This window comes from Streptomyces sp. NPDC098781, assembly GCF_044759995.1.
Classification (GTDB): Bacteria; Actinomycetota; Actinomycetes; order Streptomycetales; family Streptomycetaceae; genus Streptomyces.
The window spans coordinates 672004-685658 of sequence record NZ_JBIWAK010000005.1 but is presented as its reverse complement, the minus strand read 5'-3'; the positions used below and the strand labels follow the sequence as shown (position 1 = coordinate 685658).

Annotated in this window: 16 protein-coding genes; 7 read left to right on the top strand and 9 right to left on the bottom strand. The window is 68.7% G+C overall.

What is annotated here, in order from left to right; genetic code table 11:
* The 3 genes from ACIQWG_RS23975 to rpmG are packed head-to-tail and all read right to left on the bottom strand — an operon-like array spanning position 1 to position 1597.
* Positions 1-1176 carry a CobW family GTP-binding protein gene (locus ACIQWG_RS23975; protein ID WP_404099183.1) on the bottom strand — a complete coding sequence of 392 codons (1176 nt, stop codon included), beginning with the start codon at positions 1174-1176 and terminating at the stop codon, positions 1-3.
* Entirely contained in the window at positions 1176-1424 is a 249-nt protein-coding gene (locus tag ACIQWG_RS23970) for a type B 50S ribosomal protein L31 (RefSeq protein ID WP_404099182.1), read from the bottom strand. Before ACIQWG_RS23970 ends, ACIQWG_RS23975 begins: the two co-directional genes overlap by 1 nt.
* An 8-nt stretch (positions 1425-1432) precedes the next feature.
* Complete coding sequence (rpmG, locus tag ACIQWG_RS23965; protein WP_152776507.1) at positions 1433-1597, bottom strand: 50S ribosomal protein L33; 165 nt, start codon at positions 1595-1597, stop codon at positions 1433-1435.
* 62 nt (positions 1598-1659) lie between these two features.
* Between rpmG and rpmB the strand changes: the two genes are divergently transcribed.
* The 4 genes from rpmB (at position 1660) to ACIQWG_RS23945 (ending at position 3412) form a co-directional block, all read left to right on the top strand.
* Positions 1660-1896, top strand: a complete 237-nt coding sequence (gene rpmB / locus ACIQWG_RS23960; protein WP_404099179.1) for a 50S ribosomal protein L28 — start codon at positions 1660-1662, stop codon at positions 1894-1896.
* The gene (gene rpsN, locus ACIQWG_RS23955; protein WP_404099176.1) at positions 1896-2201 is read left to right on the top strand and encodes a 30S ribosomal protein S14; all 306 of its coding nucleotides are present in this window, start codon (positions 1896-1898) and stop codon (positions 2199-2201) included. Before rpmB ends, rpsN begins: the two co-directional genes overlap by 1 nt.
* 145 nt (positions 2202-2346) lie before the next feature.
* Positions 2347-2841, top strand: coding sequence for a hypothetical protein (locus tag ACIQWG_RS23950; protein ID WP_404099430.1), 495 nt, complete (start codon positions 2347-2349; stop codon positions 2839-2841).
* A gap of 52 nt (positions 2842-2893) precedes the next feature.
* The gene (locus ACIQWG_RS23945) at positions 2894-3412 is read left to right on the top strand and encodes a DUF4232 domain-containing protein (RefSeq protein ID WP_404099174.1); all 519 of its coding nucleotides are present in this window, start codon (positions 2894-2896) and stop codon (positions 3410-3412) included.
* Positions 3413-3631: 219 nt separating this feature from the next.
* Here the strand turns inward: ACIQWG_RS23945 and ACIQWG_RS23940 are convergent, their stop codons facing one another.
* Entirely contained in the window at positions 3632-4783 is a 1152-nt protein-coding gene (locus tag ACIQWG_RS23940) for a DUF2786 domain-containing protein (protein ID WP_404099171.1), read from the bottom strand.
* Between the two features lie 85 nt (positions 4784-4868).
* Here ACIQWG_RS23940 and ACIQWG_RS23935 point away from each other — a divergent pair, with 85 nt between their 5' ends.
* Both ACIQWG_RS23935 and ACIQWG_RS23930 read left to right on the top strand, forming a co-directional pair.
* Positions 4869-5627 (top strand): Clp protease N-terminal domain-containing protein, encoded by a 759-nt coding sequence (locus tag ACIQWG_RS23935; RefSeq protein WP_404099170.1) that lies wholly within the window; start codon positions 4869-4871, stop codon positions 5625-5627.
* Positions 5628-5804: 177 nt separating this feature from the next.
* Positions 5805-7508: a bifunctional 3'-5' exonuclease/DNA polymerase gene (locus ACIQWG_RS23930; protein ID WP_404099167.1), complete on the top strand. Its 1704-nt coding sequence runs from the start codon at positions 5805-5807 to the stop codon at positions 7506-7508.
* 308 nt (positions 7509-7816) lie between these two features.
* Here the strand turns inward: ACIQWG_RS23930 and ACIQWG_RS23925 are convergent, their stop codons facing one another.
* The 3 genes from ACIQWG_RS23925 to ACIQWG_RS23915 form a co-directional block, all read right to left on the bottom strand.
* The gene (locus ACIQWG_RS23925) at positions 7817-8674 is read right to left on the bottom strand and encodes a glycosyltransferase family 2 protein (RefSeq protein WP_404099165.1); all 858 of its coding nucleotides are present in this window, start codon (positions 8672-8674) and stop codon (positions 7817-7819) included.
* 80 nt (positions 8675-8754) lie between these two features.
* Entirely contained in the window at positions 8755-9096 is a 342-nt protein-coding gene (locus tag ACIQWG_RS23920; RefSeq protein ID WP_404099162.1) for a hypothetical protein, read from the bottom strand.
* 544 nt (positions 9097-9640) lie between these two features.
* Positions 9641-10036 carry a RidA family protein gene (locus ACIQWG_RS23915; protein WP_404099159.1) on the bottom strand — a complete coding sequence of 132 codons (396 nt, stop codon included), beginning with the start codon at positions 10034-10036 and terminating at the stop codon, positions 9641-9643.
* Between the two features lie 139 nt (positions 10037-10175).
* Here ACIQWG_RS23915 and ACIQWG_RS23910 point away from each other — a divergent pair, with 139 nt between their 5' ends.
* The gene (locus ACIQWG_RS23910; protein WP_404099156.1) at positions 10176-11150 is read left to right on the top strand and encodes a helix-turn-helix transcriptional regulator; all 975 of its coding nucleotides are present in this window, start codon (positions 10176-10178) and stop codon (positions 11148-11150) included.
* A gap of 678 nt (positions 11151-11828) precedes the next feature.
* On the opposite strand, the gene ACIQWG_RS23905 is transcribed toward ACIQWG_RS23910, so the two are convergent.
* Together ACIQWG_RS23905 and ACIQWG_RS23900 are read right to left on the bottom strand one after the other, a co-directional pair.
* Entirely contained in the window at positions 11829-12647 is an 819-nt protein-coding gene (locus ACIQWG_RS23905) for a macro domain-containing protein (protein WP_404099154.1), read from the bottom strand.
* A gap of 72 nt (positions 12648-12719) precedes the next feature.
* Positions 12720-13652, bottom strand: a complete 933-nt coding sequence (locus ACIQWG_RS23900) for a toll/interleukin-1 receptor domain-containing protein (protein WP_404099151.1) — start codon at positions 13650-13652, stop codon at positions 12720-12722.
* Positions 13653-13655: the final 3 nt, after the last annotated feature.

The following is a 13655-nucleotide window of genomic DNA, read 5'->3' as shown; positions in this document are numbered from 1 at the left end:
TCAGACCTCCAGGAGGGTGTCGAAGGCGGGCGGAAGCCGCCGCCAGGCGTCGCGGCCGGATGCGTACTCGGCGTCGGTCAGCAGACAGGACTCCAGGAGCCGTTCAAGGCCGTCCCGGTCCAGGCCGGGCGAGGTGAAGACCAGGTGCTGACAGCAGTCGCCGTGCTCGGGGTGCCAGTCCAGCGCGGCGGCCGCGCGGCGCACCGGCGGGACCATGTCCCAGGCAGCGTCGGGCAGCGAGGCCAGCCAAGGCCCCGCGCTCTCCACGCACAGAGCGCCGCCCGCCGCGTCCCAGTGCAGCAGCACGTCGGGCTTGTCGGCGAGCCAGAAACGGCCCCTGCTGCGGGCCGCCGCGCAGGTGATGTCCTCCAGCGCCTCGTACAGCCGCTCCGGATGGAAGGGGCGGCGGCGGTGCCAGACGAGGGTGGCCACGCCGTGCGCGTCGGCCTCGGCGGGGAGCAGCGCGCACGCCGGGTGCTGGGCCGCGGCGGCCGACTCCACGTCGAAGCCGGCCAGCGCCGCCTGCGCGAGGGGGGTGAGCGTACGGCGGCGCGGCGTCGGCACCGTCAGGTCATCGGCGGGCACGGCCGGGCCGATCGGAACCTGGCGGGCCGTCGGATGGAGCTGGGCCAGCAGTTCACGGTCCTCCTCGTCGGCCTCCGGGGAGGCGGCGACGGCGAGGACGGGGGCGTATTCGAGCTGCCGGGCGAAGGTGTCGGCCACCGTGCGCTGGTCGGTCGCAGCGGCGGCGAGGCCGCCCTCCGCCAGGTCGTCGCCGTTGCCCAGGTAGGGCAGCACCAGGGCGGGGTCGACCGCGGTGATCACCCCGGTGACGGTGAGCCCGCCGGCCGTGACGACCTCGGCCATCGCCTTGGGCTCGACGGAGTCCCAGAGCTCGACGATCGCCATCCGGGTGCCGTCCGCGTCCCGGAGCCGCAGCAGCTCCGGGACCAGGTCCTCGCGCAAGGCGCAGCACGCGCAGTCGTTGACCAGCGGCGCCTCGCCGGCGCCGACGAGACCGGTGGCGTCCCGGACCGTGCGGACGACGGTGCCGGCGGCGGCCGTGGCCAGGTCGTGGTGGAGTACGACGCTGCCGGGGACGTCGGCGAGCAGGTGCTCTACGGCCGCCTTGCGGGCGTCGGCGTGCAGCCCACCGACGATCACGACGGGAAGCATCAGCCCTTCCTTCCGTACCGGCGCTCGAAGCGCTCGACGCGGCCGGCGGTGTCCATCACGCGCGCGGTGCCGGTGTAGAAGGGGTGGCTGACGTTCGAGATCTCGACGTCGACGACCGGGTAGGTGTTTCCGTCCTCCCACTCGACCGTCTTCTCACTGGTCATCGTCGAACGGGTCAGGAACGCGTGGTTCGCGGCCCGGTCACGGAAGACGACCGGCCCGTAGGCCGGGTGGATTCCCTCACGCATGGCTTTGCTCAGCGCTCCTCTCGGAAGTCGACGTGCCGGCCGGCGACCGGGTCGTACTTGCGCAGGGTCATCCGGTCGGGGTCGCTGCGGCGGTTCTTGCGGGTCACATAGGTGTAGCCGGTGCCGGCGGTGGACCGGAGCTTGATGACCGGGCGGAGTTCGTTGCGTGCCATGCTGCTACCTTACTGAAAATGACTTCCATTAACAGTAACGACAGAGGAGAGGTACGTCACCCATGTCCGCCCACTGCATGCTGACCGGCGCCAAGCCCGGCTTCGGCAACACCGTTTCCCACTCCCATCGGCGGTCCTCCCGCCGCTTCGACCCCAACATCCAGTCCAAGCGCTACTGGCTGCCCGGCGAAGGCCGGTACGTACGACTGCGGTTGAGCGCCAGGGGGATCAGGACCGTCGACACCATCGGCGTCGAGGCGGCGGTCGCCCGGATCCGCGCGCGGGGAGTGAAGGTCTGATGGCCAAGAAGAGCAAGATCGCCAAGAACCGGCGGCGGCAGGAAGTCGTCGCGCGCTACGCCGCCCGGCGGGCCGAACTGAAGGAGATCATCCGTCGGCCGTCCACCGGCGAAGCCGAACGGCTCGCCGCCCAGCTCGAGTTGCGCGGGCAGCCCAGGGACGCCAGCGCCACGCGCGTACGCAACCGTGATCAGGTGGACGGGCGGCCGCGTGGCTACCTCCGCACCTTCGGGCTGTCCCGGGTGAATCTGCGGGAGCAGGCGCACGCCGGGTATCTGCCGGGCGTGCGCAAGGCGTCCTGGTAGAGCTCGACCGGCTCTGGGGCCCCGATGGGACTCCCTGGTAACTTGCTGCGGTCGTTTCGGCCAGGTCGGCCGAAACGGCCGTATGCCGACCGCTACAGCTTGGGAGCTTCCAGTGATCTCGGCGACTTTCTCCCGTACCCGCACGATGCCGGGCCGGCGGACGCGGGTGGCCGCCGCGGCCGCGGCCCTGGCCGGCGCGCTCGCGCTGACCGCGTGCAGCGGCGACGGCGACGGCGACTCCAAGGACGACGCCGCCCCCAGTGGCTCGGCGTCCGCCAGTGCCGACACGGGTGGCGGTACGGGCGGCGAATCGGCCTCCGCATCCGGTGAGCTGGAGGGCAGTTGGCTCGCCACGACCGACGGCAAGGCGGTCGCGCTGGTCGTCACCGGCAAGCAGGCCGGGCTCTTCGCGACCGGCGGGACCGTGTGCAGCGGGACCGCCGGCGAGGAGGACGGCATGCGGATGATCCGCCTCAAGTGCACCGACGGCAGCAAGGACCGGGCGACCGGGATGGTCGACTCCGTCGGCAAGACCTCGCTGAAGGTGACCTGGGAGGGCGGTCTCGGCGCGGAGACCTACACCAAGGCGGAGGGCGGCAAGCTGCCTACGGGCCTGCCGACGGCCGGTCTGGGATCGTGATGTCCGACGCGGGGACTGCCCGCGATCACTGACGCCACTGCCAGAGGAACCCATGCGCGCCTCCTCCCTCACCGTCGCCGCCCTCGCCGCGGCCCTTCTCCTGACCGCCTGTGACGACGGTGGGGACACCGGCCAGGACGCCAAGGCCGGTACCGACTGCGTGGCCGAACTGGCCGTGGAGTTCGGTCCGGCCAACGCCGCCCCCGCGGCCGGGGACACCGGCAACGTGCCCGTCACCGTGACCAACCGCGGTGGCGCCGAGTGCGCCCTGGACGGACTGCCCACCGTCGAGCTCACCGCGGACGGCACCACGGCCGCCGTCGCGCCCGACCAGGGCGCCCCGGCCCGGAAGACGACCCTCGCGAAGGGCGCCACCACGTCCTTCACGCTCACCTACGTCCGCGGCGAGGCGAGCGGCGACAAGGGCCTCGCCGTCGGGACCGCGAAGGTCCGGCTGCCCGGCTCCACCGAGACACACAACTTCAAGTGGTCGTACGGCGTCGTCGCGCTCAAGAGCGACGGGAAGACACCGGATGCGTCTGTGAGCGGGTTCCAGCGGTCGGGCGACTGACGTCGGGGAGCGGGTGGTCGGCGATCGATGCCGGGTCTGAACGGCGGCGGTCGGCGATCGATGCCGGGTCTGAACGGCGGCGGTCGGCGATTGACGCCGGTCAGCGGGGTGGTCGGCGACTGACGCCGGTCAGCGGGGTGGTCGGCGATCGATGTCGATCAGCTCAGCGGCGGTCGGCGGTTGACGCCGGTCAGCAGAGCGGCTGGCCGGTGACGCTTGTCAGCGCAGCGGTCGGCGGGGCGCCACCTGTGCCCGGTCGGCCGCCTCGGCGCCCTGCACCCAGCCGGCCTCGTCGCTGACGCCGCGCAGTCGGGTCGTGGTGGTCTGCGGGAACATACGGTCCAGCCGTGCCGTCACCGCGACCTCGCGGGAGGCCAGCACCGGGAGCAGGTCATCGGTCACCTGCGTCTGCGCCGCGGCGGCCAGGCGCGTGCCGATGCGATGGGCGTAGGCCGCCAGGAACGACTGCCGGAAGGTCTTGGTCCGCTTCCGGCCGCCCGCGCGCTGGGCCGCCTCCGCCTTCGTCATCGCGGTCTGGGCCTGCACCAGCAGCGAGGTGTAGAGGAGTTCGACCACCTCCAGGTCGGCCTCGAAGCCGACGACCGTGGAGAAGCCGAAGGCTTCGTTCCACACCGCACGGCAGCGGTTGGCACTCGCGACCGCGTCCAGCAGAACCGCCTTGGCCTGCTCGTACGGCGGCTCCACACCGATCCGGCAGGCGCCGGGCGCGTCCTTCGCGGCGGGTGTACGAGACGCCAGCAGGGCCTCGTCGATGCTGTACCGGGCCATCAGCTCCTGCGCCTTGGCACTGAGCGCCTCCGCCTCCTGCGGGAACCCCGTCGCCTCCGCCTTGGCCAGCAGCGCCCGGATTCGGGTGAGCATGCGGGACTCCGGCCGGGCGTCCCGGGTGGCGGGTTCGGCCGCCTGGTCCAGGGGCTCCAGCGTGGGCAGGCGCAGCAGCAGGCGGTACAGCTCCAGGACGGCGGTGGCCTGCGAGAAGCGGTCGGTGCGGGGCGGGTCCTCGGTGGGCAGCTCGTCGAGTTGCGCCTGCCAGCGGGAGCCGCGGGGCCGGTCGTCCGGCGCTTGCGCGCGTATCTCCGCCGCCAGCAGCCGTACATGGACGTCGTCCAGGTCGCGCCGCACCAGCCGTACGACGTCGGCCGGCTGCCAGCCGCGCCGCCAGGCCGCCGCCACGAACTCCGCACCGCGCCGGGCGAGTTCGGCGTCCGCCTCGGGGGTGGCGGCGAGGAGGGAGGCGCCGGCGTCGAGCGTGGTGTGCTCGGTGTCGTAGAGGGCGGACTCGAAGGCGCGGTCGACGGTGGTGCGGGGGCTGGGCGCGTCGGACGTGGGGGGCGTACTGGGCGGGCTCACCAAGGGATCGTAAGTCGATGGGAGGCAACGAGGGTGTCGTCAACCACGGGTTGACACCCCTGGACTGTCAACCTACGGTTGACACATGTCGACGAACCCGACCATCACGTCATCCGTACGTCTCGACGAACTCATCGCGGCCATCAAGAAGGTCCACGAAGAACCCCTGGACCAGCTCCAGGACGCGGTGATCGCCGCCGATCACCTCGGCGAGGTGGCCGACCATCTGATCGGTCACTTCGTGGACCAGGCCCGCCGATCGGGCGCCTCCTGGACCGACATCGGCAAGAGCATGGGGGTCACCCGGCAGGCCGCGCAGAAGCGGTTCGTGCCCAAGGAGGGCACCGACCTCGACCCCCAGCAGGGCTTCGGCCGCTACACGCCGCGTGCTCGCAACGTGGTGATGGCCGCCCACAACGAGGCCGTCGCGGCCCGCAACCCCGAGGGCCGCCCCGAGCATCTCGTCCTCGGCCTGCTGGCCGAGCCGGACGGCATCGCCGCCAAGGCGATCACGGCCAAGGGCGTCCTCCTGGACGCGGTCCGCCAGGCCGCCACGGCCGAGCTGCCGCCCGCCGCCGAGGAGGTCCCCGACCTCATCCCCTACGGCTCCGACGCCAAGAAGGTCCTGGAACTCACCTTCCGCGAGGCCCTGCGCCTGGGCCACAACTACATCGGCACCGAGCACATCCTGCTGGCGCTGCTGGAGTTCGAGAACGGCAACGGCGTGCTGTACGGGCTCGGTCTCACCAAGGAAGGGGTGGAGGAGTGGATCGTCGAGGTCCTCTCCCAGTTCCTCAAGAGCGGCGAGGAGACCGCAAAGCGGGCTCGGGAGGAGGGGGCTTAGGAGGAGGGGACTGGAGGAGAGGGCTCAGGAGGAGAGGGCTCAGGAGGAGGGGGCTCAGGAGGAGGGGGCTCAGGAGGAGGGGGCTCAGGAGGAGGGGGCTCAGGAGGAGGGGTGGCGACGGCCCGCGGCGGCAACGGCCCAGGCCCGTTGTCAGACCCGGGTGCCACACTCGCTTGCATGACCGACCGGTGGGCGCTCGCTCCGGCCGAGGACGGCGGCGTGGAGGTCGCCCCCCTCGGTCCGGACGGGCTGCTCGCGGGTCCGGTGCGCCGGGAGCCGGACGCGGCCGAGGCCGTGCGCGGGCGGCCGGAGGTGGCGCGGTGGGTCTGGCGGTCGACCGCCGAGGTCTATCCGCGGCTGCTCGCCACGGGGGTGCGAGTGGAGCGGTGCTACGACATCGAGGACGCCGAGACTCTGCTGCTGGGCCACGAGGGGCGGCACGGCGAGCCGAGGTCGGCAGCCGCCGCCCTCGCCCGCCTGCGCAACGGCCCCGTGCCACCCGACCCGCCACAGCGCTCGGCCGAACCGGGCTCGCAGTCCTCGCTCTTCGAACCCCAGGCGCTCCATGTGCCGCTCAGCGACCTGGTCGCGGTGTACACAGAGCAGCAACGGCGGCACGACCGGACCGCGCACCCGGAGCGGATGCGTCTGCTGACGGCGGCCGAGTCGGCGGGAATGCTCGTCGCCGCCGAGATGAACCGGTCCGGGCTGCCCTGGAGCGCCGAGGTCCACCGCAGGGTGCTGCACGAGTTGCTGGGCGAGCGGTACGCGGGCGGCGGGGAGCCACGGCGGCTGGCCGAGCTGGCGGACGAGGTGTCGACGGCGTTCGGGCGCCGGGTGCGCCCCGATCTGCCCGCCGACGTCATCAAGGCCTTCGCACAGGCCGGGATCAAGATCAGATCGACCCGTCGCTGGGAGATCGAGTCCCTGGACCATCCGGCAGTGAAACCGCTGGTCGAATACAAGAAGCTGTATCGGATCTGGGTGGCCCACGGCTGGTCCTGGCTCCAGGACTGGGTGCGCGAGGGGCGGTTCAGACCGGAGTTCCTCGCGGGCGGGACGGTCACCGGACGGTGGGTGACCAACGGCGGTGGCGGCCTCCAGATCCCGAAGGTCATCCGGCGTGCGGTGGTCGCCGACCCCGGCTGGCGGCTGGTCGTGGCCGACGCCGACCAGATGGAGCCGCGCGTGCTCGCCGCGATCTCCCGTGACCCGGGGCTGATGGAGGTGGCCGGGCGGGAGACCGACCTGTACCAGTCCGTCTCCGACCGCGCCTTCTCCGGCGACCGCGCCCAGGCCAAGCTCGCCGTGCTGGGTGCGGTGTACGGCCAGACCTCCGGCGACGGACTCAAGAACCTCGCCGCACTCAGACGCCGCTTTCCCAAGGCGGTGGCCTACGTCGACGACGCGGCGCGGGCGGGCGAGGAGGGGCGGTTGGTGCGGACCTGGCTGGGCCGGACCTGTCCGCCGGCGGCGGGGGCGGCGGACGGCGCGGGTGAGGAGGCCGGCATCCCGATCCCGGAGACGGGGGACGGTCCGGCCGAGGGCGCGGGGCCGCAGGACTGGGTGCCGGGCTACGCGTCCACCAACGCCCGCGCCCGGGGCCGCTTCGCCCGCAACTTCGTCGTCCAGGGCAGCGCCGCCGACTGGGCCCTGCTACTGCTCGCCGCGCTGCGGCAGACCTGTGCGGGGATGGCAGCCGAGCTGGTCTTCTTCCAGCACGACGAGGTGATCGTGCACTGTCCCGAGGAGGAGGCCGAAGCGGTGGTGACGGCGATCCGGGAGGCGGCGGAGCTGGCGGGGCGGCTGACGTTCGGGGAGACGCCGGTGCGGTTTCCGTTCAGTACGGCGGTGGTGGAGTGTTACGCGGATGCGAAGTGAGCGTCGGTGGCGGTGGCCGGCTGTGACTGGTGGGCTGATTGGGCCCGTTGGGGCCACTGGGTGTCAGGAAACACATTTGGCCAGATGTTGGCAATCTGTTGGCATGGCTTAATCTGATCAGCACATCGGGTCCGGCCCGACGGTGCGCGCGTATGACGCGCAGCTCGGGGGAGCGTCGCCGCCGAGGCCGGATCCGGGGACGTGCGGGTCCCGGTCGGCGGAGGTGAACGACCGGGGCCCGCGTCCCACTCCCCCACCGGTCCCGCGTCCCACTCCCGCACCGGTCCCGCGTCCCACTCCCGCACCGGTCAGACGACCGGCGGACGCCCCAGCCGGCACAGCCGCCACACCGTGCGCCACCGCATGGGCCGCCGCTCGCCGGCAGGTTCCCGCAGCCCCTCCATGAACCCCCCGAACCAGGCACGCAGGCCCGCGAGCGACCGGGTGCGGACGAGGGTGAGCAGGACCCAGGCACCCAGATGGACCGGGATCAACGGCATCGGCAGCTGTCGGCGGGCCAGCCACACACGATTGCGGGCGTTCACACGGAAGTAGATGGCGTGCCGGGCAGGCGAGGTTTTCGGATGCCGCAGGAGCAGTTCGGGCGCGTAGAGAATGCGCCAGCCCGCGTCGACCGCCCGCCACGCCAGGTCCGTCTCCTCGTGCGCGAAGAAGAACTCCGCGGGCCAGTCGCCCGTCTCGGCCAGCATCACCATCCGCAGCGCGTGTCCACCGCCGAGGAAGCCGGTGACGTAACCGCCCCTGAGCGGATCGGACTTGCCGATCCGGGGCACGTGCCGCTGCTGGGTCTCCCCGTGCTCGTCGGCGATCCGGAAACCGACGATGCCGAGCCGGTCGTCGGCGGCGTACAAGTCCCTTACCCGGCGCAGGACATCAACGCCGACGAGCAGCCCGTCGTCATCCAGCTCGACCACGACATCGACGTCCCCGAACGTCCGCAACCGCTCCAGCGCCACGTTGCGCCCACCCGGACAGCCGAGGTTCTCGTCCAGCTCGATCGCGGTGAACTCACCGGGCAGCGCCAGCCGTTGGGTGAACTCGGGCAGCGGGCACCCATTTCCCACGACGACGATCCGGTCGGGGGCGAGGTCCTGCTTGGCGACGGACTCCAGCAGCGCGTCGACCTCGGCGGGCCGGTTGCCCATGGTCACCACGGCAACCCCGATCCTCAGCCCCACCACACCCGCCCCCTCACCTCGCCCCGGCTGCGATCACCGGCGCGATGCTAGTGGTTCATGGTGAGGACGTCTAAAGTTCGCCCGTCCGCAGGGCGGTCGGAGAGCTGGGGACGGCGGTTCTCCCGGCACCGTAGGAACTTCAGCCCCGACCAGTCCTCCCCCAGCGCCGCCACCTGCCCATCGACGACGCCGAGCGGGAGGAAGACTTCCCGCAGCGCGTTCCCGGTGATGTCACTGACGTGGCCGACCGCGCGCCGGGGCCAGACGATCCACAGCATGGCGTCGTCGGCGAGATCGCCGACCAGCCCGGGACCTTCGGCGGCGAGATCGCCGTACGCCCGATAGAACGCCACGGCGACGTTCGCGCCCCGCGGACTCCCCTCGGCCACCTCGCACCCTTCCGAAACAGCCCGGGGATATCCCACCGATCCGGCGCGTGACGGAGCGGACTGCCATGTCCCGTTGCTGAGGCGTTCGTTGGGCTCGCCGTGAACGGGGTTGGGGGCGACAGGGAACTGGGCAACGCGATCAGTGACCGATACCTCCATAGGCCCCCCGGGGGCGCCGTCGTCCCGTCCGCGGCGGGGAGCGATTGCGCTGGGGGCGGGGGTGGGCTGGGAGCTGCTCGCCGGGCGTCGATATCCCCGGGGTGCGGTCAGCGGCGCTGCCGTGCGTCGAGCGGCAGGCGAGTGTCCGCGTACCGCAGTCGCGATCGGGGTCGCAGTCGCGATCGGGGTCGGGTCGCAGTCGCAGTCGCAGTCGCAGTCGCAGTCGCAGTCGCAGTCGCAGTCGCAGCGGTACGACGATGACGCAGAAAGGATCCGCCCACGAAGCCCGCGGCGTGAACGTAACCGCCACGAGGCTGTGGATTCACCACATGCCCGCTGCCCGTGCCGACTCACGGGCACGAGCAGCGGAGGAGACGAGGTCAGATCACGCGACGGCGGTGCCCTCGAGCTCGACCATCTGGCCGGGGATCGCCAGGCGTGTCACACCGAGCATCGTCGTGGTCGGCGAGACCTTGGCGGCGCCCAGCCGGCCCGCCAGCACACCGTAGTGCTGGAAGAGCAGGTCGACATCGGTCGTGTAGACGTTGAGCCGGACGAGGTTCGAGAGGGACATGCCGGCCTCGGCGAGCACCGCCTCGATGTTGTCGATGCTCAGCGCCAACTGCGCCGCCATGTCACCGTCGTGCTCGGGCTTGCCCTCCTTGCTCATCGCGGTCTGGCCCGAGATGTACAGGGTCCGCGAGTGCCCGGAGACGACCTCACCCTGGCTGAAGCCCATCTCGACCGACCACGTCACCGGGTTGACCGCGTTACGTTCCATTGCCGACTCGCTCCATCCGCTCGGTCCTCTGAAGTGCGTACGTCCAACGCCTCGACATCCGCCGGGCTTTGTCGTCGCGTGAGAGACCCTTCCAGCAAAACGTGACATCCTCGGTCATGTATTTGCCTAGAGTTTTCGCATGCGCGCCGACCGGTTGGTTTCCCTGGTGCTCCTGCTGCGTCAGCGCGGTCGGATGACCGCAGAGACACTGGCCCGTGAGCTGGAGGTCTCCACCCGTACGGTGATGCGCGACATCGAGGCGCTGTCCGCGGCCGGTGTCCCGGTCTACGCCGAGCGTGGCCGACACGGCGGTTTCGCACTGTTACCCGACTTCCAGACGGCACTCACCGGACTGACTCATGACGAGGCGCTCGCCCTGCTCGTGGCTGGATCGCGGCGCGGCGCACAGCTGTTCGGCCTCGGTTCGGCGCTCGCCTCGGCCATGCTCAAGGTGGTCGACGCGTTGCCCGAGGGCCTTCGGGACACCGCAGCCGATGCGACGCAGCGACTACTCATTGACCCGGAGACCGACCTCCTCTCGCGCCGCGTCGCCGCCGAGGAGATGTCCGACGCCATCGTGGCCGAGGTCCGGCGCGCGGTGTTCGCCGGACACAGGTTGCGCATCCACTACGCGGCACTGAACCAGGCCCCGAAGTGGCGCACCGTGGACCCGATCGGCCTGGTAACCGTTCGCGAACAGGGCTACCTGCTGGCCAAGCGAGCCGGCGAGGACCGCACCTACCGGCTCTCCCGGGTCAGGGCCGCCGAAGAACTCGACGAATCGGCGCAGCGACCGGACACCGTCGACCTGGACCGAGCCTGGCAGGCACGCACCGCGCAGTTCCGGACCGGCGGTGACAAGGTCGCCGTGCTGGTACGGGTGAACCCGGCGCGGCGGGAGCACCTGGTCGGCACCGTGCTGGCCGTCTGCGCCGAGGAAACGGACGCGGACGGCTGGCTGCGGCTGAACGTGATCTTCCAAGATTCGCGACATGCCGAATGGGCCCTGTGGCAGCACGCCACCGATGCGGAAGTCCTGGCCCCGCAGTGGCTGCGCAACTCCCTGCGCAACCGCGCGGCCGCCATCGCTGCCCGCTATGGATCGCCATCCTGAGCCGTCCCGGGGCCCCCGGGTCCGGATGGACCCCGCTGTACCACCAGTCGGTCGCCCGGTCCTCGTCGACGGCGATGACCGCCCGGGAGTCGATGCGGTGGCCACGGCGGTCTCCACACCCACGACAACAAGTCGATGACCGACCAGGTCCCGCGAACGACTGGTGCGGGTACCGGTGGCTCAGGCCAGGCCGCGGCGGGAGTCAGCGAACCGGGACTGGACGACCTGAGGGAGCTCAGGATCTGCCCGAGCACTGGTGCACCGGCCCGGCGTTACCACTCCTCTAGACCAGGGATCCACAGGCACATCACGAGCAACAAAAAACCCCAGGCCGGAGGCATCCGACCTGGGGTCTGTGTCTGAGCCGCCTTCGGGATTCGAACCCGAGACCTACGCATTACGAGTTGTCCGATCTTGTTCGGGGGGCGTCCATGGGCGTCCGACAAAGGGCCGTTGTGCCAGTTCGGAGCAGCCGCTGGACTTCAGTGGACGAGGACGGACAAGCCCGGATCGAGGGCGGATGAGACCACGATTGAGACCACATGCGAATACCCACCCCGCGTCACCCGCTGCACAATTCTACTATCGCTGACCGGCCGAACAGGATAGTGACAGGTCCCCGCTTAGGTGCCCTGGTCTCCGCAGGGGGTACAGCATCCTGCGTCCCTATATTCATGATTACAGCGAGTTAAGAAATGCCTGGACTTCATTGAAGTCCACTTCGTCGGCGCCAGAGGGGTGAACAACTACAGTTATCTTTCTCGAAACCAAGGAAACTCGTGACCTGGCTACGAACGAAAGTACGATCATCTTAATCAGACTCTCGCGTCCGAGACTTCCCACTCGCGCAAGATCCGAGCCCAGGACGGGAATCGCCACAGGTTCCAAATGGCCACTTGAGGAAAGTATCGACCAGACATTTTCGAGGCTTCGCCAGAGGTAATCAACACTCGATTGAGCAACTAGATCATTACTCATGCGCGAGTACGCAACACCGTAGTATTTAAATTCCCCTCTGGCGATAACAGCAACTGTCCCCAGTGGATAACGGTCGCGCTTACCCCTCGGTTTACTAGCTTCGGTTTCCGACTCAAGTACGGGCGAGCCCCTCAGCGCTGCCCTTAGGGCCTCGTCAAGAGCTGAAGCGTCCCCGTGAAAAGCTTTTTCGAGAAACTGAGCCTGAACGCTTCTGGGAGAGATGACGTCCGCATCTTCAGTTGAGGTATCGAAGACATCCGTGAAGCCGATTATCAGGTTAGACTGCTCGGCAAACAGATCTCCCACTTTCACGATGACGGAAAAGTCGGGCTGCTTGAAATCTCGACCGACTGATTCGCGAGGGGTTGACCTTATTACTGCCCATAGGCAAGAGAGGACGACCAGCCAGACTATTGTTCTCCCACCCTGCAGCGCAGCAGTTGGCCGAACGGCCAGGATTAATTGAACGATTCCTGCCAACGCGGCGAACGAGAATGAGAAGTGTACAGAAAGGAGCACCCACCCTCGTCGTGAACGAAAGGTAGTAAGTAAGCGACTCATCGTGACAACCTGAAGTAATCTGAGCGGCGGCTAGAAAGGTGGGTAAGAAGCTTCCTCCACGCCGCCCGGCCCCAAAATTGTGATGCCAACCATGTAATCTACCGCCAGAGTTGACAGTTCGTTACTTACCTGGCGCGCCCTGAGAAGCCCATCTTCGGTGCATGTCAAATTTACATGCCCGCCACCAACAATCACGGATTTTGTGACGTATGAGCGTCCACCGATCAGCTCTCGGACCATAATCCCCGCACGCTTGGCTCTTTCCCTTCGGGCAACGATTGCCGCTGAATCGTCTGCATCACTGGCGATCCGCACCTCCTTGGGCTCGTTAATCGTATAGTGGGATGTGTTGTTCGTTACCCCAACGCTTCCGATCGACTTTTCCAGAGAGGCAATCCGTGCATGTTGTTCGCGTGCCAACTTGACCAGTTCGTCAAGAATATCGGAAACCTCGCGTTGCGGAGCGTCCGCAGCCGGATTCGCGTCCCGAATCGAGGCAAGCGATGTCGCCAAGTCATCCCAGAATCTATCGAACATCGTTCGCAGTCTTTCCGATTCGACCTGCGGTTCACATTTTCCGTTAATTGACTTAATCATCGCCCACACGTCTTCCTTATGCGAACTGTCAGTCGCCTGGAATTGGGTAAGAGGTCCACGGGACAGATCCTTTACTTGCATGTCTACAAGGAAGGGAATCAAGGAACTTTCCCCCAGCTCGCGCGACAGGGCTCCTGATTCAAAATTAATCCACGGAGCATATTGATTCTCGCGGGTCACACAAACAATGCCGAACGAGCACGCTTGAAGCTCGCCCGCAATTTTGGCAAGTCCCCGCTCTCCTTTCTCGATATCCTGAGATGACACGAATGGAGAGATTGATTGATTCATGTACGGCAGCCAGTCCCGGAGCGCTTCCGCGCACTGCTTCGCCGCTTCGCCCGACCAACTGATGAAAATCTGCATGAG